This is a genomic window from Anaerostipes faecalis (assembly GCF_018982945.1).
Taxonomy (GTDB): Bacteria; Bacillota; Clostridia; order Lachnospirales; family Lachnospiraceae; genus Anaerostipes; species Anaerostipes faecalis.
In genome coordinates, this window is sequence record NZ_JABRXE010000008.1 from 1 (window position 1) to 19,472 (window position 19,472).

At 36.4% G+C, this 19,472-nt stretch carries 22 protein-coding genes; 2 read left to right on the forward strand and 20 right to left on the reverse strand.

The window, feature by feature from the left end:
• On the reverse strand, positions 1-834 hold an 834-nt coding region (locus KTB61_RS09315), incomplete at its 3' end, for a MiaB/RimO family radical SAM methylthiotransferase (RefSeq protein ID WP_216697368.1).
• A 93-nt stretch (positions 835-927) separates the two neighbouring features.
• Between KTB61_RS09315 and KTB61_RS09320 the strand changes: the two genes are divergently transcribed.
• Positions 928-1,161 carry an HPr family phosphocarrier protein gene (locus KTB61_RS09320; RefSeq protein WP_216697369.1) on the forward strand — a complete coding sequence of 78 codons (234 nt, stop codon included), beginning with the start codon at positions 928-930 and terminating at the stop codon, positions 1,159-1,161.
• On the opposite strand, the gene thiI is transcribed toward KTB61_RS09320, so the two are convergent.
• From thiI to KTB61_RS09395, 15 genes are all read right to left on the reverse strand, one after another.
• Positions 1,145-2,323 carry a tRNA uracil 4-sulfurtransferase ThiI gene (gene thiI, locus KTB61_RS09325; RefSeq protein WP_075758509.1) on the reverse strand — a complete coding sequence of 393 codons (1,179 nt, stop codon included), beginning with the start codon at positions 2,321-2,323 and terminating at the stop codon, positions 1,145-1,147. The two genes, KTB61_RS09320 and thiI, sit on opposite strands and share 17 nt — an antisense overlap.
• Positions 2,324-2,336: 13 nt before the next feature.
• Positions 2,337-3,482, reverse strand: coding sequence for a cysteine desulfurase family protein (locus KTB61_RS09330; protein WP_075758508.1), 1,146 nt, complete (start codon positions 3,480-3,482; stop codon positions 2,337-2,339).
• Positions 3,479-4,249: a 16S rRNA (uracil(1498)-N(3))-methyltransferase gene (locus KTB61_RS09335; protein WP_216697370.1), complete on the reverse strand. Its 771-nt coding sequence runs from the start codon at positions 4,247-4,249 to the stop codon at positions 3,479-3,481. Before KTB61_RS09335 ends, KTB61_RS09330 begins: the two co-directional genes overlap by 4 nt.
• A 4-nt stretch (positions 4,250-4,253) precedes the next feature.
• Positions 4,254-5,213: a 50S ribosomal protein L11 methyltransferase gene (prmA, locus tag KTB61_RS09340; protein ID WP_216697371.1), complete on the reverse strand. Its 960-nt coding sequence runs from the start codon at positions 5,211-5,213 to the stop codon at positions 4,254-4,256.
• A 197-nt stretch (positions 5,214-5,410) separates the two neighbouring features.
• Entirely contained in the window at positions 5,411-5,689 is a 279-nt protein-coding gene (locus KTB61_RS09345; protein ID WP_075758505.1) for a hypothetical protein, read from the reverse strand.
• 218 nt (positions 5,690-5,907) lie between these two features.
• Entirely contained in the window at positions 5,908-7,056 is a 1,149-nt protein-coding gene (dnaJ, locus tag KTB61_RS09350; RefSeq protein ID WP_216697372.1) for a molecular chaperone DnaJ, read from the reverse strand.
• Between the two features lie 22 nt (positions 7,057-7,078).
• Entirely contained in the window at positions 7,079-8,941 is a 1,863-nt protein-coding gene (gene dnaK / locus KTB61_RS09355) for a molecular chaperone DnaK (RefSeq protein WP_075758503.1), read from the reverse strand.
• 59 nt (positions 8,942-9,000) lie between these two features.
• Positions 9,001-9,576, reverse strand: a complete 576-nt coding sequence (gene grpE / locus KTB61_RS09360; protein WP_075758502.1) for a nucleotide exchange factor GrpE — start codon at positions 9,574-9,576, stop codon at positions 9,001-9,003.
• 16 nt (positions 9,577-9,592) lie between these two features.
• Positions 9,593-10,624, reverse strand: coding sequence for a heat-inducible transcriptional repressor HrcA (hrcA, locus tag KTB61_RS09365; protein ID WP_075758501.1), 1,032 nt, complete (start codon positions 10,622-10,624; stop codon positions 9,593-9,595).
• A gap of 228 nt (positions 10,625-10,852) precedes the next feature.
• A complete protein-coding gene (locus KTB61_RS09370; protein ID WP_075758500.1) occupies positions 10,853-11,080 on the reverse strand; it encodes a hypothetical protein in 228 nt (75 codons plus the stop codon).
• Positions 11,081-11,163: 83 nt separating this feature from the next.
• A complete protein-coding gene (locus KTB61_RS13050; protein ID WP_230973708.1) occupies positions 11,164-11,625 on the reverse strand; it encodes a hypothetical protein in 462 nt (153 codons plus the stop codon).
• 310 nt (positions 11,626-11,935) lie between these two features.
• A complete protein-coding gene (locus KTB61_RS09380) occupies positions 11,936-12,121 on the reverse strand; it encodes a hypothetical protein (RefSeq protein ID WP_075758499.1) in 186 nt (61 codons plus the stop codon).
• Positions 12,122-12,227: 106 nt separating this feature from the next.
• Positions 12,228-12,680 (reverse strand): hypothetical protein, encoded by a 453-nt coding sequence (locus KTB61_RS09385; protein ID WP_075760481.1) that lies wholly within the window; start codon positions 12,678-12,680, stop codon positions 12,228-12,230.
• Positions 12,681-12,694: 14 nt separating this feature from the next.
• Complete coding sequence (locus KTB61_RS09390; protein ID WP_158024863.1) at positions 12,695-14,086, reverse strand: M56 family metallopeptidase; 1,392 nt, start codon at positions 14,084-14,086, stop codon at positions 12,695-12,697.
• The gene (locus tag KTB61_RS09395) at positions 14,079-14,450 is read right to left on the reverse strand and encodes a BlaI/MecI/CopY family transcriptional regulator (protein WP_075758498.1); all 372 of its coding nucleotides are present in this window, start codon (positions 14,448-14,450) and stop codon (positions 14,079-14,081) included. The genes KTB61_RS09390 and KTB61_RS09395 overlap by 8 nt, the downstream gene beginning before the upstream one ends.
• A 159-nt stretch (positions 14,451-14,609) precedes the next feature.
• Between KTB61_RS09395 and KTB61_RS09400 the strand changes: the two genes are divergently transcribed.
• The gene (locus tag KTB61_RS09400) at positions 14,610-14,912 is read left to right on the forward strand and encodes a hypothetical protein (RefSeq protein WP_075758497.1); all 303 of its coding nucleotides are present in this window, start codon (positions 14,610-14,612) and stop codon (positions 14,910-14,912) included.
• 42 nt (positions 14,913-14,954) lie between these two features.
• Here KTB61_RS09400 and KTB61_RS09405 read toward each other — a convergent pair whose 3' ends face one another.
• The 4 genes from KTB61_RS09405 to KTB61_RS09420 form a co-directional block, all read right to left on the reverse strand.
• Positions 14,955-15,935, reverse strand: coding sequence for a diaminopimelate dehydrogenase (locus KTB61_RS09405; protein WP_075758496.1), 981 nt, complete (start codon positions 15,933-15,935; stop codon positions 14,955-14,957).
• Between the two features lie 105 nt (positions 15,936-16,040).
• Positions 16,041-16,673, reverse strand: coding sequence for a YczE/YyaS/YitT family protein (locus KTB61_RS09410; RefSeq protein WP_075760479.1), 633 nt, complete (start codon positions 16,671-16,673; stop codon positions 16,041-16,043).
• A 97-nt stretch (positions 16,674-16,770) separates the two neighbouring features.
• Positions 16,771-18,000 carry a tyrosine--tRNA ligase gene (tyrS, locus tag KTB61_RS09415; RefSeq protein ID WP_075758495.1) on the reverse strand — a complete coding sequence of 410 codons (1,230 nt, stop codon included), beginning with the start codon at positions 17,998-18,000 and terminating at the stop codon, positions 16,771-16,773.
• Between the two features lie 99 nt (positions 18,001-18,099).
• Positions 18,100-19,464 carry a PFL family protein gene (locus tag KTB61_RS09420; protein WP_075758494.1) on the reverse strand — a complete coding sequence of 455 codons (1,365 nt, stop codon included), beginning with the start codon at positions 19,462-19,464 and terminating at the stop codon, positions 18,100-18,102.
• Between the last annotated feature and the right edge of the window lie 8 nt (positions 19,465-19,472).

The window sequence follows — 19,472 nt, forward strand, 5'->3', positions numbered from 1 at the left end:
ATATTTTCTGTTCATTCTTTTTAATGTTGCATCGCATCCACTTTGTAAAGATAAATGGAAATGAGGACAAAAACTTTGAATTTTGCTTAATCGTTTTACAACTTCAGGCGTAATAAATCCAGGTTCAAGTGAACCAAGACGGATTCTTTTCACCTGAGAAATCTCTGAAATAGCTTCCAGCAGATCAATTAAAGATGTATTCCCGATATCCACACCGTATGAGGTAACATGAATTCCTGTAATCACGAATTCCTGACACCCGTTTTCACATAACTGACTGATTTCTTCCAGAATCTCTTCCTGACTCCTGCTTCGGACTCTCCCTCTGGCATAAGGAATAATACAGTAAGAACAGAACTGATTACATCCATCCTGTACTTTAATATACGCTCTTGTATGATCATTCAAATGATCAATATGCAATGACTCATATTCTCTGTCCTTTGCAATATCAAGAACTTCCGGACTCTGGATCCTTTCCGGAGCATAACTTTCTAAAATATGCACAAGCTCCTTTTTCTTATTATTTCCAATAATAAGATCAATATTTGTATCTTTTGATAGCTCGTCTTTTCCAACCTGCGCGTAACAACCAACTGCAACTACTACAACATCAGGATTCATCTTTTTAGCCCGATGCAGCATTTGTCTGGATTTTCGCTCAGCCATATTTGTTACAGAACAAGTATTTACGATATAAATATCTGCAGCTTCTTTTGGAGATACCATAACCACTCCTGCTTCTAGAAGCATTCCCCACATGGCATCCGTTTCATACTGATTCACTTTACAGCCTAAAGTAACAATTGCTGCCTTTTTTCCCTGTAAATTCATAAGTTCCCTTTCTATTGACTTTTCTTTAAAATACGAGTACACTGTCCTTATTCAAGATATCTGCTGATGCATTTCTTTTTAAGGAGTTTTGTTATGTGTTACGCACTTATAAAATTTAATTCCATGAACGATGTATATTCATTTATCGATATCATCAATCAATTTCCTGGCGATTATGAGATCATAGACGGTCATCATGTGATAAATGCAAAATCACTTTTGAATATCCTTAGTATGAATCTTTCCAATCCATTAAAACTTACTCTGGATTCTGAACACGCCGATGATATTCTTCGTGCTATTCAGCCTTTTATTTTACATGAATAACTTCTGTCGTTTCAATGGCTTTTTTCATCAAATCATCTATAACATCTTTCAGATGCTCTTCTGATTTTCTGATTCTCTTTATATTTCCTTTTGTCACAGGATGTTTTGCAACAAAAATGGTACAGCAATCTTCAAACGGCTGAATTGATGTTTCAAATGTACCGATTTTTTCAGAAATATCAACAATTTCCTGTTTGTCCATTCCAATACAAGGACGAAATACCGGCATATGACACACTTCATTTGTAATTGCAAGGTTATGAATTGTCTGACTTGCAACCTGTCCGATACTTTCTCCTGTAATCAGCGCCAGACCATCATTTTCATTTGCAAAATGCTCTGCGATCTTCATCATATAACGTCGCATGATAATTGTTAATTCATCATGTGGACATTTTTCATATATTGCAAGCTGGATATCTGTAAAATTAACAACATGAAGATTGATTGGCCCTGCATATTTTGCAACAATCTTTGCAAGATCAACAACTTTTTGCTTAGCTCTTTCGCTTGTATATGGTGGTGCGTGGAAATATGTTGCATCAATTCTGACTCCACGTTTCGCAATCATATATCCAGCCACCGGACTGTCAATTCCTCCTGATAACAGAAGCATTGCTTTCCCGTTTGTTCCAACCGGCATTCCACCCGGACCTTTAATCTCCTGAGAATAAATATAAATATATTTGCGCACTTCAATATTTACCATTACATCTGGATTATGAACATCAACTTTAACACCATCAAAGGCTTCCAGCATTTTTTCTCCAATATCCATATTAATTGCCATGGAATTCATCGGAAACTGTTTGTCCCCTCTTCTTGCATGAACTTTAAATGTAAAATTCTTTACCGGATATTGTTCATCGATAAATGTAAGTACAGTTTTTCTAAGATTCTCAATATCTTTGGTTTCTTCTACGACCATCGGACAGATTCCAACGATACCAAACACTTTCTGTAAAGCTTCTACAGCTTCATCATAGTCAAATTCACTTCGTCCTTCCACAAACATACGGCCGGATTCTTTTCGAACTTCAAATTCTCCTACCGGTTTCATGGCATAACGAATCTGTTTCATCAAGGCATCTTCAAACATGTATCTGTTTTTCCCCTTGATACCAATCTCGCCATATTTAATCAAAAAGGCTGTTACCTGCATTTTTTCTTCCTTTCTATCTTCTCACAAATCTTCGAAGCATTGGAACCAGTTCCTTTAACGCTTCTATGGTTTCATCTACTTCTTCTTTTGTATTTTCTACAGAAAAACTAAATCTCAACGTTCCATCTTTAAAATCATCAGAAATTCCTATAGCATTTAAAGTACCGCTGACTGCCTGCTTTTTATTGGAAGAACAGGCAGAACCTGACGAAACATAGACACCTCTATCCTCCAGAGCATGTAAAAGAACTTCACTTCGAAGTCCTTTGAAACTGATACTTGCCACATGAGGAGCCTCACCTGAATTGTCTTTGATATCATCAATCTCTTTAACTTTTTCCTGAAAATACTCTTTGACCTGACGGATTTTATCAGCATTTTCATAATGATTAGCTATCATTTTCTCGCATGCACATCCTAGTCCTGCAATTCCAGGTACATTTTCTGTTCCTGAACGCATTCCCTTTTGCTGGCCTCCGCCAAAAATAATAGGCTGTATCTTAGTCCCTTCTTTTATATATAAGAACCCGATACCTTTTGGACCATGAATCTTATGTCCACTCATGGACAATAGATCAATATTCATATTCTTAGGAATAACCGGTATTTTCCCATATGCCTGAATGGCATCCACATGGAAAATCGTTCCCGGATTTACGGATTTTATGATTTTCCCTATTTCCTCAATCGGCTCTACAGCACCGATTTCATTATTTACCATCATACAGGAAACCAGAATTGTATCTGGCCGAATGGCTTCTTTCAATTGATCAATTTTTACGATTCCTTTTTCATCCACATCCAGATAGGTAACTTCAAATCCCTGTTCTTCCAGATGAAACATTGGCTCATATACAGAAGCATGTTCAATCCTAGTCGTGATAATATGCTTTCCTTTTCTATGATTTGCCATTGCTGTACCTATAATGGCCGTATTGTTAGATTCTGTCCCGCCTGATGTAAAAAGGATTTCCTTAGGCTTAGCTTTTAATGATTTTGCTATAATATCCTGGGCCCCTTTTATAATATTTTCTGCTTCAATTCCTTTTAAATGCTTTGCAGATGGATTTCCGTATGTGACTTCCATTGCCTGCTCCATGGCAGTCATTACCTCTGGAAATACTTTTGTTGTTGCCGCATTGTCAAAATAAATGCTCATCTTGATTCCTCCAAACCTATGGAAGATTTATCTTCTTCCAGTGTAAACATCAGAATCGATAACATAGCCATTCCAGCAGTTTCTGTTCGAAGAATTCTTTTCCCAAGGGTCATAGTTTTCCCTCCTGTCTCTCTTGCTGCAGCAATTTCTTCTTCTTCAAAACCGCCTTCCGGGCCAATGATGATTCCAATGGATTTCTTCTTTTTTGCCTGTAAAAGAAGTTCTTTTGAATATGTTATTCCTTTTACTTCTTCATATGGAACTAATAACATATCCAGTTCTTTTGCCTCCTCCAAGGCTTCTTTATATGATTTTACCTGAGATACTTCTGGAATAATTCCTCTTTTTGACTGCTTTGCTGCACTTAGTGCAATCCCATTCCAACGTTCTGTCTTCTTTTTTGCTTTCTTCTCATCCAGCTTTACAACACATCGTTTCATCCGTACCGGAACAATCTTTGTCACTCCTAGTTCAACTGCCTTTTGAATAATGAATTCCATCTTATCTCCTTTAGGCAGACCCTGATATAAAATTATCTCAGTTCCTAATTCTGTTTCCATCCCGTGAATATCCAGAATTCTCGCCTTGATTTTATCAGATGCAAATTCTTCCAGACTGCATTCATATTCTAAATCTGTTTCACAGCTTAAAAATACCTTATCTCCTTCTTTCATTCGAAGAACATTTTTTATATGATTCACATCTTCCCCGAGAATCAATACATATCCATCCTGTATCTGATCTTTCTTGATAAAAAAACGGTACATACATTTACCTCTTCTTGGCAGTCATGGAAACCCAGTCTTTCATTCTTCTTGTTTCCACGATTTCAAAGCCAAAAGTATTCAGTTTATCGGCTATTTCCTGTTCTTTTGAATCTATTATTCCGGAAATTACAAAAACTCCATCTTCTGTCATAAACTGATCTACAATCTCAATCAATGGAGAAATGACATCTGCTAAAATATTAGCAACAACTACAGGATAACATTTACTTCCCAGTGATTTTGCAAAATCATCATCTTCCAGAATATTTCCCTGATATACATCATAACAGTCTTTTGATAAATGGTTCACTTCAAAGTTTTCCATTGTGGCAGTGATAGCATGAGGATCTATGTCTGTCAATACTGCATGACTGGCTCCCAGTTTCATTCCGATAATAGATAAAATACCACTTCCGCATCCAACATCTAAAATCTTTGTATCTTCCTTAATATAAGGTTTCATTCCTTCGATACAAAGCTTTGTTGTTTCATGAGAACCTGTTCCAAAAGCTGTTCCAGGATCAATTTCTACAACAATCTGGTTATCTTTCACATTTTCCAAAGTTTCCCAGGTCGGTTTTATCACAATCTGGTCATCCAGCTGGATTGGTTTAAAAAACTTTTTCCAGTTATTGACCCAGTCTTCTTCTTTGGTCTTATCAAAAGAGATAGTTCCCGGCCCAATATCCATAAATTCTTTCAGACGTTCCAGCATCTGACGAATCTCCATAGTGATTGCTTCCAGATTCTCTTCCTCATCAAAATAACAGCTGATTTTAGCTGTTCCGTCATCAGGTGCAATATCATCTGGCAGAAGATCTACATACATTACTTTCATTTCTTCTTCTGTCAATGATACATGATCTTCAACTTCTACTCCTGTTGCTCCTAATTCAGTCAGTTCATAACTAATCATATCTTCTGCTGATGTCAGCGTATCAATCGTAATCTTATTCCATCCCATGAGATATTACTCCTTTAAAGTTTCTCGAAATCATAATATATCAATTTAAAAGTGTAACATAAAAGAGAATTGGAAACAAGAGATTTGCTCCATTTTATCTAGTCTGCTCTTAAGTCAACTTATGTTAACTATAACATAAAAATGGCATGATATTTAATTATCACACCATTTTTAAACAATAAATTAATTTCTTTTCCTTAAATGTAGTTCATTCTACAACGCCCTATCTGACCATATAGTTCTTTATATTTTCTTCTCATAATATGAACAATTTCATGGAGAGATACAGGATCCTGCTGCCTGACTTCTTTCTTAACCATTTCCTTGATTACTGCATCAAATGCAGCTTTCATAGATGAATACTTTCCAATGATTTCATAAATATTTCGATGAAGTTCAGCATCATATGTTTTGACTAATAATATATATGTTTCCTTCTTAATCTGTATATAATAATTTCCTTTTATATGCAACATCGTTATAATCTCCTTTCATTTTGGATTATTGGCATTATAACCTATTATTGTATACAATTTGTGTCATAAAGATTATCTCTTTTTAAAATTTTTCTTAAGAAATTATGATTTACATCAGATTATTTCCATATAAAGGAAATTTATACATGTCATCATATAATATGAAAATATAAAACTCCTCACAGATTAATATCTGTGAGGAGTCATCATCTTTTGGTTTATTTTTTATGTTTTCCAAAAAATCCTTTATGCTCTTCCTTTTTAGGAACTTCTCCCATAGCTTCCTGGAATTTCTGAAGTGCTGCTCTCTGCTCTCCACTTAAATGTTCTGGTACCTGAACAACTAATGTAACATAGTGATCTCCTCGAACATTTTTATTTCGAACCGCTGGCACACCTTTACCTTTTAATCGGATTCTTGTGTCCGTCTGAGTTCCAGGTTTGATGGTATATTCATATGGGCCATCCACTGTAGGAATTTTTATTGTAGCTCCCAGTGCAGCCTGCGTAAAGGAAATTGGCTCTGTAGAATAAATGGTTGTATCCTGACGCTGGAATTTAGGATGACGTTCTACAATAACTTCTACCAGAAGGTCTCCTCTTGGTCCTCCATTTACTCCAGGCTCTCCTTTTCCACGAATTCTGATACTCTGCCCATTATCGATACCTGCCGGCACAGTAACCTCTATGGTCTTACGACTGCTGGTATATCCTGTTCCATGACATTCCGGACATTTTTCTTTTATGACTTTTCCTGTTCCATGACATTCCGGACAGGTCTGTACATTCTGAACAGTTCCAAACATTGACTGCTGAGTATAAACTATCTGACCTCGGCCTCCACATTTCGGACAGGTTTCCGGACTTGTTCCGGCTTTCGCTCCTGTTCCATGACAGGAACTACATTCATCCTTTAATGTGATTTCAATTTTCTTTGATGTACCAAAAACGGCTTCTTCAAAAGTAACATGAATTCTTGCACGGACATGTGCACCCTGTGCAGGACGATTCTGCTGTCTGGCACCGCCTCTCTGACCGCCGCCAAACATACTTCCGAAAATATCACCAAAAATATCACCCATGTCTCCGCCGAAATCAAATCCGCCGAATCCGCCACCGTTAAATCCGCCGGCTCCCTGTTCAAAGGCAGCATGACCAAACTGGTCATACTGCGCTTTTTTCTCAGAATCACTTAACACTTCATATGCTTCAGAAGCTTCTTTAAATTTTGCTTCTGCTTCTTTGTCTCCTGGATTAGTATCAGGATGATATTTCTTTGCAAGTTTTCGGTAGGCTTTTTTAATGTCTGACTGTGAAGCATTCCGGTCTACACCAAGTACTTCATAATAATCTCTTTTATCTGCCATATTCGTCTACCTTCTCTTTATCTTAAACCTCTTTGTAATCACCATCGACTACATTATCATCTGCTCCACCTGCTGTCTGCCCTGCATCTGCTGCACCTTCTGGTGCTCCCTGCTGAGCCTGAGCAGCTGCTTCATACATTTTAGCGAACAGATTCTGTGCACTTGTCATTAATTTTTCCTTTTTAGCTTTCATATCTTCAACCTGTGCATCTGTCATTTCCTGATCTTTTGTCTGTTCTACCAGGTCTTTTAATGCCTTCAGGTCTTCTTCAACTGCTGCTTTTTCTGTTGGATCTACTTTGTCTCCTGCTTCTTCCAGAGCTTTTTCTGTCTGGAATACCATAGAATCAGCTTCATTTCTTGCATCAATTGCTTCTTTACGTTTTTTATCCTGTGCTTCAAATTCAGCAGCTTCTTTTACAGCTTTATCGATATCTTCATCAGACATGTTAGATCCGGCTGTAATTGTAATGTGCTGTTCTTTTCCTGTTCCTAAATCTTTTGCAGATACATTTACGATACCATTTGCATCAATATCAAATGTAACTTCAATCTGAGGCACTCCACGTCTTGCAGGTGCGATACCATCCAGTCTGAATCTTCCTAAAGATTTATTATCTTTTGCAAACTGTCTTTCACCCTGAACAACGTTAATATCTACTGCACTCTGATTATCTTCTGCTGTTGAGAAAATCTGACTCTTCTTAGTAGGGATTGTTGTATTACGTTCAATCAGTCTTGTTGCCACACCACCCATTGTTTCGATAGAAAGTGATAATGGTGTTACATCCAGTAACAGAATGTCTCCCGCACCTGCGTCTCCTGCTAATTTACCACCCTGGATAGATGCACCGATTGCTACACATTCGTCTGGGTTGATTCCTTTGAAAGGTTCTTTTCCTGTTAACTGCTGTACTTTATCCTGTACTGCAGGGATACGTGTAGAACCACCAACTAATAATACTTTGCTTAATTCAGAAGCTGTCATTCCAGCATCATTTAAAGCAGCATTTACAGGACCTGCTGTTCTTTCAACAAGGCTTGCTGTCAGTTCATCAAATTTAGCTCTTGTCAGGTTCATATCAAAGTGTTTTGGTCCTTCAGCTGTTGCAGTGATGAATGGAAGGTTAATGTTTGTTGTTGTAGAAGAAGATAATTCTTTTTTAGCTTTTTCAGCAGCTTCTTTTAATCTCTGCATAGCCATCTTATCTCCAGATAAGTCTACACCTTCCTGTTTCTTGAACTCATCTAACATATACTGTGTAATTACATTATCAAAGTCATCTCCACCTAATTTATTATCTCCGGCTGTAGATAATACTTCAATAACTCCATCACCGATTTCAATGATAGATACATCAAATGTACCACCACCTAAGTCATATACCATGATTTTCTGTTCATCTTCATTATCAAGTCCATAAGATAAAGCCGCTGCTGTTGGTTCATTAATAATACGTTTTACATCAAGTCCTGCAATCTTACCAGCATCTTTTGTTGCCTGACGCTGTGCATCATTGAAGTATGCAGGAACTGTAATTACAGCTTCTGTAACTTTTTCTCCCAGATAGTTTTCTGCATCAGATTTTAATTTCTGAAGAATCATTGCAGAGATTTCCTGTGGAGAATATGCTTTGTCATCAATTGTTACTTTATAATCTGTTCCCATATGTCTTTTAATGGATGAGATTGTCTTTTCTGCATTTGTAACTGCCTGACGTTTTGCAGGTTCACCAATTGCACGTTCTCCTGTTTTTGTAAATGCTACAACAGATGGTGTTGTTCTCATTCCTTCTGCATTTGTAATAACGGTAGGTTTTCCACCTTCCATAACTGCTACACAACTGTTTGTTGTTCCTAAGTCAATACCAATAATTTTACCCATGATCTATTTCCTCCTAAAATCTATCTAAAATTTATAAAACAATATATCGCCTGACGGCTTTAATTTGCTACTTTTACCATACTGTGGCGAAGTACGTTTTCTTTGTACATGTATCCTTTTTGCAATTCTTCTGCTACAACATTCTCGCCATATGCTTCATCTTCTATATGCATCACTGCATTGTGGAGATTTGCATCAAATTCTTTTCCTTCTGCATCCATGGCAGAAACTCCAAGATCATCAAATACAGACATTAACTGTTTGTAAATCTGCTGTATTCCCTGAACAAATGCTGTATCTTTTTCTTCTTCAGAAACTGCATCCAGCCCTCGCTCAAAATTGTCGATTACTGGAAGAAGTTTTTCCAGGACTCCCATAGCGCCCATATCATAGCGCTGTGTTGCTTCCTTTGCTGTACGCTTTCTAGCATTTTCAAATTCTGCCATCAGTCTCTGATATTTGTCTTTCCAGTCAGCAATTTCTGCTTCCAGTTTTGCTGTCTGATCTTCCTCAGTTTCTTCCTTTGGAGTTTCCTCCTTGGAATCTTCTTTTACTGTTTCTGGTTCTTCTATATTTTTCGCAGTTTCTTCTACGTCTTTTTCTTCTTCCTGAATATTCTTTTCTTGTTCTTTCATTCCTTCACTTCCTTTCTCAGGTTTTTTCTCTAAAAATATCGTCAAGTTCTTCTGTAAGATCCTTCAAAGTCTTTACAACCTTTCGGTAATCCATACGTTTTGGTCCGATGATTCCCACCGTTCCTGTGCCGCCCTCTGCAAGCTCATAGGTTGCAGTTACAATGCTGCAGTCTTTCATATTCTGTACCGGTGATTCTTCTCCGATGTATACCTGTATTCCATGATGATTGTCATCCTGACCTAATGTAGTATCCACCAGCTTCGTTAATGCCTTTTTCTCCACTAATGTGTCCAGAATCTCTGTTGCCCGATCCGGATTACCAAGTTCAGGATATCTCAGGATATTGGAAGCACCTCCTGTGTATATTTCCATTCGGTCTGCTTCATGAATCGTTTTGGCAACTTCTTCTAAAATCCGCTCCAAAACATCCTGTCGGATTCCAGCCTGATCACGCATCGTCTGAATCAGTTCCAGATTAATATCTCGTAAAGAAAGTCCCTGCAGAAATGTATTCAACAATACATTCAGCTTCAAAACATCTTCATTAGACAATGGTTCCTCTACAGAAATCATTTTATTCTTCACAATGTTCCCTTGTGTCACTATAACTGCCAGCAAATGTCTGTGATCTACCTGAGACAGCTGTACGAATTTTAATGTTACATTCTGATAATGAGGCGAAGAAACCATTGTTGCATAATTCGTATTGCTTGCCAGTACATTAGCCACCTGTTTCAATAAGACTTCCATCTTATCTACTTTTTGAATTAATGCCTGTTTTTCTTCATGATCAGTTTCTCTCTCCATCATCAGCTGATCTACATAAAAACGATATCCTGCATCGGAAGGAATCCTACCTGCTGACGTGTGAGGCTGCAGAATAAATCCCATATCCTCCAGATCCGCCATCTCATTACGAATGGTAGCTGAGCTAAGCTTCAGATCCGGATGTTTGGAAATGGTTCTTGATCCTACCGGCTCACCAGTTTCGAGATAATTGGCAATAATCGCTTTTAATATTAACTTTTTACGATCATTCAATTCCATATCTTTCCCTCCCTGTTATTAGCACTCAATAACACTGAGTGCTAACATCTATGTTTAAGGTATCACTTTTGTTTTTTATTGTCAACCTTTTCTAAACATTTTTTTGAAATTTTTCTAATCTATTCTGAAGCATAAAATGATATTTGCGTTCAGACATAAAACTTTAGAATACAACAAGCTGCCACAGTCCTTAAAACCAAGGACTGTGGCAGCTAATTTCTTCATTTTCTATTCTTTACTTTTTTTATTTTTCTTATTCCTTTTCTCTTTTACCACATCAATCATAAAACATAGTAAAAAATACAGAATAAAAAGTAATATGTCTTTTGTTATGATTTCATCGATAGTAGATGGAATTGTTTTGTCAAAATAGTCCAATAAGGAAATCACAACTAGAAAACAACATAAAAAAATACTATTTTTTCGAAATGTTTTAAACTTAAATACATTTTTCATAATAACCATCTCCCTATCTTATCCAACAACATATCTAACCTTATTCATACTTGTAACTGCTTTATGAATTTTATAGTATACTTTTATTCCCTTTTTTTACTATAAGCTTTATGAACTGCTTTCTCCAAGGATGAGTAGCCCCCATATGAAGAAGCTACAGCAACAGCTGAAAGTCCCCATCCACATCCAGGTATTGCACTAATCAACAAGGAAATAGCACCTGAAGCAGTCTTAGCTTTTTTTAATCCTGTTTTATATAAGTATTTCACACCCGAATAATTAATGTATCCACATTGAACTTCTGGATAGTATGAACTACTAGCTCTTTTTAGCACATTCTCTTTGTTAATAATATTATTATCCAAATTATAGATATCAATAAGTATGGCTGCATATTCTTCCTCGCTAATAGTTCCATTTCCTAACATAATCGATGCTTTGTTTAATTGATAGACTAAATCCGCAGAAGCAGAAATTGTATTTATTGAATGAGTTGTTTGAACTATTGTCTCGTTTTCCTGTTCCACATTTGCTGCAACTGGCACAGATGTAAAACTTACAAATACAGCTATTATAAAAGATATTATTTTTTCTTATTCATAATCTTTCTCCTATCATACAGTCAAAAAGTATCTTTTTTACATTTGTATTTTTCAAACTTTCTGTTACAATATGAGTATCCATGTGATACGTTGTTTGTATCTATTTGATACAAAATAGGCTGGCACCCTTTGTATTACATGGATTTTCTATCAATCATATGCATCACCATTCCTTTCTTCTTCTAAACAAAATGCCACTCAGGCAATCCATATGCACCCAATTTCCATCAAAATATCACAAAAAAATCCAATTTTAGTTCCACAGATAAATAAAAACGTTACCACAAAAAATACCTTTACAGTTTTTGATTCTTAATAATCCTTTCATATTCTCCACCATTCTCATTATATTCACATAGGTTTTCAATGCATCTCCATCTATGATACTGGTACCCTGAAATGCACAGGAGTTAAATATTTTATTCGTAATATTCTTCATTCTTTCCTAAATTTCATTTATTTTCTTTATTATAACATTATCCTCCAGTTAACACAACTAAAATTTTAGTCACTTTACTTGTTGTATTTTGAACAGTACTATATCATTATTTCCTATAATATCCAATCGCCTGAATACTGCCAGATGAGCAATTTTGAACAAACACATGATATGTATCCGTTTCCTTAATTTTAAATGTTTTATAAACTCCCATTGTCGTAGATTGATAAATTTTTTGTGTATTTCCTCTTATAATACCAATCAAAACCTTTTTCTCCGGCTTCACACTAATTTTAATTTCAATTGTGCTTCCTGCCTTTTTCTTAAATCCCCCGCTCTTTTTCAAAGTTTTTGGCTTTACCGTCCAATTCACTCCTGTCTTTACGGCAAACGGAGAAATCCCTGTATCTTCTGTCCATTCTTCCGTAAATCCATCTTCCAGAATCACCGAAGAATACTCCAAATCCGCATTAGAATTCTCCGCTGCACTTACCTTATTCCCTATTCCAAAGAAACATAATACTGACATCATAATACATAATCCTTTTTTCCACCTCATACCTATCTCCTTTTTTATTTCTGTTTCACATTGACGCAATAATATCCTCCAAAATCTCCCATTTGTTTTCCCCAATTTTCCATAAAAACTCTATAATAACCGTCTTTTTTTATTGTAAATATTCTACAAAAGTCAAATCCTTTTTCTGCATAAGTTTCCTTTCCTTGAGAATCAATAATTCCGATAGATACCTGCGTCTCAGGGTTCTCTTCCTCAAAACCGGTCGATACAGCAATTTCTACTTCCATTCCTTTTTTCAAATATCCCGGTTCCGTCTGTATTCTTTCTCCCGGTACCACATCCCAAACTACTGATTCTGCCTTTTCCGGTCTTGGTTTTTCTTTCCGCGTCGTCACTTTTCGAATTCCCGGATTCGGATGATTCCGTTCTTTCCCGCCCCGGATTCTCGGTGTGTCTTTTACTTCTACAAACCCGGCTTCTTCTAAATCAATATCCGTCTTTTCATATACAATATTATATCCCTCTACAAATGCCGCCCCCGATACCGTCACGGTTCCTGCACTGATTCCCAGAACCACGAACAGTAAAAGTGCTGCCACTCCTTTTTTATGTACCTTTTGCTTTCGGTAAGACTGCATTCGCTTCATTCGCAATTTTAGCAATTCTTTATTTTCATACAGTCCGGCAGTTGTATAAACTCCATATACCGGTACTTCCATAGAAATATCTATAATCACGGTAAAATAATATTTAATATCCCGGATTCTTTCGCTAACCGCCATATCACAATAGGTCTCTCCCCACTGATCCATTTGTTCAAACAAATTTTTTACCATCGGTTGAAACCAGTAGATGCAACAGGTAACATTCGTCCATTGTTTCCATATCAGATCATGATGTTTTACATGCATCAATTCATGATAAAAAATAACCTCCAATTCTTCTTTTTTATACTCCTTCGGAAGAATGACTTTCGGCTGAAAAATTCCATATAGCATAGGACTTCCGGCTTTTTGTTGTATAACTGCAGAAATATGTGTTCGGATTCCCAATTTTCGTTTCACTTCTGCCAAAACTTCTTCCGTCTGTGGCAGACACGGCAGACTTTCTCTTACATCTTTTTGAATTCTCCGGTATTGTTTGAATAGCTGTATCACCGCTGTAAAACAACCCAGCAGCCATAGAATTCCTAAAATCCCAAAAACAATACCTAATGTTTTTGTCGGCCAAAACAGCCATCGTTTTGTTTCCATATTCAGCATATAAATCCATGTAATTGGAAAAAAGAAAACAAGTAGTACAGCTTTCCACATCCAATAACTGACTTCTACATAATCTTTTCTTTCCATATACTTTCCAACAGTTTTCCATAATAAATATAAAATCGTTCCCTGTACTGCACATAAAAAAATTGCACTAAATATTTCTATTACTATCTTAATCAAAGTCCATATCATCTAATAATCCTTTCAGTTCCTGACTTTCATCTTCTGACAGCCTTCCTCCTAACGCACTGAGAAACTGCTTTGCCGAACCATCAAACCATATATCCAGAATTTCCGCTGCCTGCTCTTTTTTATAAGTTTCCACCGGAATCAAAGTTTGAATATAAGACTGCCTTCCTCTCTTTTCGACATTAATATATCCTTTTTCCTCTAATCGAAATAAATATGTTCGAATACTTGTTCTTTTATAATCCTTATGAAAATTTTCTTTTAATTTCTTTCCCAGCTCCAAAAACGGCATTTCACCTTCGTATTCCCAAATACACCGCATAATTAGCTGTTCTACATCCGTTAATTTTTCTATTTTTACTTCCTCCTATATATTTTATCCTTTTATTATATCATTGCTTTTTTATCATTACAACTAAATTTTTAGACATATAAAATATTTCCACAAAATCTTTTGATTTTTTGTGCAATTTTTATTGACTTTCTTCATAGAATAAAACGAAGGAGGAATACAATGAATCAAAATGCAAATTTGGAATTGGAGAGATTAAAATTACAAAATAAATACCAGCAAATAAATTCCGGCAAAAATTACATACAAGAAGAAAATGAACAACCTTCTTACTGGTCTTTTTTAAAACTCAGAATCGGATTTTCTCTTTTGCTGCTGTTCTTTATTGTGACTTCTTTAAAAGCTTTTGATTCCTCAGAAACCAAAAAAGTACAACATGTATTAAAACAGATCAATCAAAGAGATCCCTATACACAAAAAGCATTAGATAAATTAAAATCTTCTATTTCTTTTCCAAACAAATAAGGGATACACAAATTTTGTGCATCCCTTTCAATATTCATATTTTTATAATAAATGCTTTCTTAATTCTTCTCCTGATTTTGGACTTAAATATGCAGGTGCAATATCGAACACTGTCTTGCATCCTGTTTGCCCTTCTGTCTGTAAACGATAAACGGCTCTTGCATAAGCAAGCAAAACAGATGATGTAAATTCCGGATTAGAATCTAATTTCAAACTGTATTCAATGACATGCTTATGCTCTTTTTCCCATCCTGTTACGCCGGTTCTGAAAACAAATCCCCCATGAGGGATCCCGCTATGATCTCTTTTCAGTTCCTCTTCACTGATAAAATGAACCGTTGTATCATAATCAGAGAAATAATTTGGCATATTCTTAATGGTTTCTTCAATCTTCTGAAGATCTGCACCTTCTTCAGGCACCACAAAACACTCTCTTGTATGTTTCTGTCTTGTTGTTAGTTGTGGATTGCTTCCGCTGCGGACTACCTCTAAAGCTTCTTCTACAGGTATTGTATACTGTTTTCCGTCTTTTACACCTTCTACCCGGCGGATAGCATCAGAATGTCCCTGACTAACTCCCTTTCCCCAGAAAGTATAATCATTACCTTCCGGAAGAATTGCATTTGCATATAAGCGGTTTAATGAAAACATTCCCGGATCCCATCCACAGGAAATCAATGCAGTATGTCCGCTTTCTTTCGCTGCTGCATCTACATTTGCAAAATGTTCCGGAATTCTTGCATGTGTATCAAAACTATCAATTACGTTAAAATATTTTGCGTATTCCGGTGTTTGCTTTGGAAGATCTGTTGCACTTCCTCCACAAAGTACCAAAACATCAATCTGATCTTTCATGTTTTCGATTTCGTCAACAGAATAGACTGGAACTCCTTCGGTTAAAATCGTCACATCCGCTGGATTTCTTCTCGTAAACACTGCTGCCAATTCCATGTCATCGTTCTGACGGATACCACATTCGATTCCTCTACCAAGGTTTCCATATCCTAAAATACCTATTTTCATTCCTAAATTCTCCTTTCGCTTTCCGATTTCAAATCAGTCTGGTATCTGCTATTTTATACTCATTCCATATTATTTGACAAGCCTTGTCCTTAAAAAAATTTATCTTTATGCCAAACCTGCCACTTTCTGCATTTTTTCTTTACAGAATTTATTATAAACAGCAATGACACGACCAGTAAAAATTACCACAACAATCGTTCCAGCACCGATTCCGATGATTTGATGTGTAATTACAATTCCAATGATACATGAAATACAGAAACTGGTAAAATCAAACACATTTTTACCAAGTCCCATGTCTTTTCCTAATTTTTCTCCAATCACTGCTGCCAGTGCATCTGCCGGATTTGGCACCAGTTTCATATTCACCATTGTTGCCACTCCAACTCCCGTCACAAGAATCCCTGCAATTAACACAACCACTTTTTCCAGTGTATTTTCCGGCTGTATCACAAGAAAATCATTAAAAATATTGATAAATATACTGGTTACCAGACTCATTGGAATCTGCAAAAGTTCATAAAAGTGAAATTCTCTGCCCTTAAAAAAAGCTTCCACCGCTACACAAACGCAATAAAAAAAGAATGTTACCATTCCTAAGTTCCACTGTCCAATCTGACTGATACAATATGGCACTGAAATAATCGGGGAAACTCCCAGTAATGTCTTAGTATTTAAGACAATTCCCAAAGCCAGAGTAATCAATCCAATTATATAAATTATAATTCTTATACACATTTTCCTCAAACAATCATCTCCTTTTCTTCTATATATTATAGCAAAGACCCTGATTTTTGAAAACCAGGGTCTTTTGTCATTTTTTTAATCATAAAATTTATTTTTCTATGATCTGGCAGAATTTTTTCTTGCCTTTTTTCAGAAGGATTCTGTTTTTATCATCAAAATCAGCTTTTCCAAAGACTGCTTTTATATCTGTAACCTTTTCTCCGTTTACAGATACTCCTCCTTGCTGAACCATTCTTCTTGCATCGGAACGTGTCGTACACAATTTGGAATCAACAAGAAGTGTCAAAATATCGATTCCTTCTTCCAACTGTGCTGTTTCATATTCAAATGTTGGTGCATCATCATTGGCTCCACCACTGACAAACATTGCTTTGGCTGCTGTCTGTGCTTTCTTGGCTTCTTCTTCTCCATGAACAATCTTAGTCACTTCATATGCCAGTACTTCTTTGGCTTTATTAATTTCTGCTCCTTCTAACGCACCTAATCTGCGAACTTCTTCCATAGGAAGGAATGTCAATAAACCAAGGCACTCTTCAACTTTTACATCTTCAATATTTCTCCAATACTGATAGAAATCATATGGAGATGTTTTTTCAGGATCAAGCCATACAGCACCAGCCATGGTTTTTCCCATTTTCACTCCATCACTTCTTGTTAACAGAGTTAATGTAAGTCCATAGGCATCTTCCTGTTCTTTTCTTCTGATCAGGTCGGCACCCGCAAGAATATTAGACCACTGGTCATTTCCACCCATTTCCAGCTTACATCCATATTTTCTATTTAGTACAAGGAAATCATATGCCTGCATCAGCATGTAATTGAATTCAAATAATGTCAGTCCTCTTTCCATACGCTGTTTATAGCATTCTGCTGTCAGCATTTTATTTACAGAAAAATGTACTGCAATTTCTCTTAAAAAATCTACATATTTTAAATTCAAAAGCCAGTCTGCATTATTGGCAATAATCGCTTTATCATCATCAAAGTCAATAAACCTTGATAACTGCTCTTTAAAACGAGCTGCATTATGATTGATTGTATCAATGGTCAGCATATTTCTCATATCAGATTTTCCTGATGGATCTCCGATCATAGTTGTCCCGCCACCAAGCAGTGCAATTGGACGATGCCCTGCTTTCTGCATATGCATCATTGCCATAATCGTCAGAAAATGTCCCGCTGTCAGACTGTCTGCTGTTGCATCAAATCCAATATAAAAAGTAACTTTTTCTTTTCCTAGAAGGTCTCTTAATTCCTCGTGCGTTGTCTGGGCAATAAAGCCACGTTCCTGTAAAATATCATATACATTTCTACTCATCTTACTATTAAACTCCTTCATTTCTTATCCATGTCACTTATATAAGAATACACATTTTATGGAAATTCTTCAATATTTTTTAATAGAAAACCTCTATAATTAATTTTTAAAGCTATGAATAGGAGCCGGAATTCTTCCTCCTCTGTTTACAAATGCATCACAGGAAAATTCATTTACTGGCATAATTGGAGCATATCCTAATAATCCTCCAAATTCCACCTGATCTCCGACATCTTTACCAATTGCCGGAATAACACGAACTGCTGTTGTTTTCTGATTAATCATTCCCAGTGCCATTTCATCTGCAATCAGACCTGCAATGGTAGTTGCTTTTGTTTTTCCAGGAATAGCAATCATATCAAGACCTACAGAACATACACAGGTCATTGCTTCTAATTTTTCCAGAGTTAAAGCTCCTGCATTAACAGCATCAATCATTCTCTGGTCTTCACTGACAGGAATAAACGCCCCGCTTAATCCGCCAACATAAGATGAAGCCATAACTCCACCTTTCTTCACCTGGTCATTTAACATGGCAAGAGCTGCTGTTGTTCCTGGGGCACCAGCATATTCCAGACCGATTTCTTCCAGGATTTCACCAACACTGTCACCGGCTGCTGGTGTTGGAGCCAGGGACAGGTCGATAATTCCAAAAGGAATTCCAAGTCTTCTGGACGCTTCTTTAGCAACCAGCTGTCCAACACGAGTTACTTTAAATGCTGTTTTCTTAATTGTCTCACAAAGAACTTCAAAATTCTCTCCTCTGACTTTTTCGATAGCACGTTTTACAACTCCAGGACCACTGACACCTACATTAATAATTGCATCTGCCTCTGTTACTCCATGAAATGCACCTGCCATAAATGGATTATCATCCGGTGCATTACAAAATACTACAAATTTTGCACATCCAAGACACTGATTGTCTTTTGTCAGTTCTGCTGTTTCTTTGATCATCTCTCCAATCAGTTTTACCGCATCCATGTTAATCCCAGTCTTTGTAGAACCTACATTGACAGAAGAACAAACAAAATCTGTTTCAGCCAGTGCTTTTGGAATGGAACGAATCAGTAATTCATCAGCTTTTGTCATACCTTTACTTACAAGAGCAGAATAACCTCCAAGGAAGTTTACCCCAACTTTCTTTGCAGCCTTATCCAGTGTTTTAGCCAGTTCCACAAAATCATCCGGTGTTTCACATACGTTTCCACCGATCAAAGAGATTGGTGTAATAGAAATTCTCTTATTAACAATAGGAATTCCAAATTCTTTTTCTATATCTTTTCCTGTCTGAACCAGATCCCTGGCAACGGTTGTTATTTTGTTATATACATTTTCTTTTACTTCATCCAATGTATTTGCAACGCAATCCAAAAGACTGATACCAATTGTAATTGTACGAACATCCAGATTCATCTCATGGATCATCTTATTTGTTTCAAATACTTCATTAAGATTAATCATGTTGCCAC

What these genes read in the sequence shown, in the direction of transcription:
- dnaK (WP_075758503.1), bottom strand. Translation starts at nt 8,941, where the DNA reads ATGGGTAAAATTATTGGTATTGACTTAGGAACAACAAACAGTTGTGTA.
- KTB61_RS09405 (WP_075758496.1), bottom strand. Translation starts at nt 15,935, where the DNA reads ATGAAAATAGGTATTTTAGGATATGGAAACCTTGGTAGAGGAATCGAA.
- KTB61_RS09335 (WP_216697370.1), bottom strand. Translation starts at nt 4,249, where the DNA reads ATGTACCGTTTTTTTATCAAGAAAGATCAGATACAGGATGGATATGTA.
- hrcA (WP_075758501.1), bottom strand. Translation starts at nt 10,624, where the DNA reads ATGGAATTGAATGATCGTAAAAAGTTAATATTAAAAGCGATTATTGCC.
- KTB61_RS09380 (WP_075758499.1), bottom strand. Translation starts at nt 12,121, where the DNA reads ATGAAGAATATTACGAATAAAATATTTAACTCCTGTGCATTTCAGGGT.
- KTB61_RS09385 (WP_075760481.1), bottom strand. Translation starts at nt 12,680, where the DNA reads ATGAGGTGGAAAAAAGGATTATGTATTATGATGTCAGTATTATGTTTC.
- KTB61_RS09410 (WP_075760479.1), bottom strand. Translation starts at nt 16,673, where the DNA reads ATGTGTATAAGAATTATAATTTATATAATTGGATTGATTACTCTGGCT.
- prmA (WP_216697371.1), bottom strand. Translation starts at nt 5,213, where the DNA reads ATGGGATGGAATAAGATTACGATTGATACGCTGACATCAGCAGAAGAT.
- thiI (WP_075758509.1), bottom strand. Translation starts at nt 2,323, where the DNA reads ATGCAGGTAACAGCCTTTTTGATTAAATATGGCGAGATTGGTATCAAG.
- KTB61_RS09420 (WP_075758494.1), bottom strand. Translation starts at nt 19,464, where the DNA reads ATGATTAATCTTAATGAAGTATTTGAAACAAATAAGATGATCCATGAG.
- grpE (WP_075758502.1), bottom strand. Translation starts at nt 9,576, where the DNA reads ATGAAAGAACAAGAAAAGAATATTCAGGAAGAAGAAAAAGACGTAGAA.
- KTB61_RS09345 (WP_075758505.1), bottom strand. Translation starts at nt 5,689, where the DNA reads ATGTTGCATATAAAAGGAAATTATTATATACAGATTAAGAAGGAAACA.
- KTB61_RS09370 (WP_075758500.1), bottom strand. Translation starts at nt 11,080, where the DNA reads ATGAAAAATGTATTTAAGTTTAAAACATTTCGAAAAAATAGTATTTTT.
- KTB61_RS09330 (WP_075758508.1), bottom strand. Translation starts at nt 3,482, where the DNA reads ATGAGCATTTATTTTGACAATGCGGCAACAACAAAAGTATTTCCAGAG.
- KTB61_RS09400 (WP_075758497.1), top strand. Translation starts at nt 14,610, where the DNA reads ATGAATCAAAATGCAAATTTGGAATTGGAGAGATTAAAATTACAAAAT.
- dnaJ (WP_216697372.1), bottom strand. Translation starts at nt 7,056, where the DNA reads ATGGCAGATAAAAGAGATTATTATGAAGTACTTGGTGTAGACCGGAAT.
- KTB61_RS09320 (WP_216697369.1), top strand. Translation starts at nt 928, where the DNA reads ATGTGTTACGCACTTATAAAATTTAATTCCATGAACGATGTATATTCA.
- tyrS (WP_075758495.1), bottom strand. Translation starts at nt 18,000, where the DNA reads ATGAGTAGAAATGTATATGATATTTTACAGGAACGTGGCTTTATTGCC.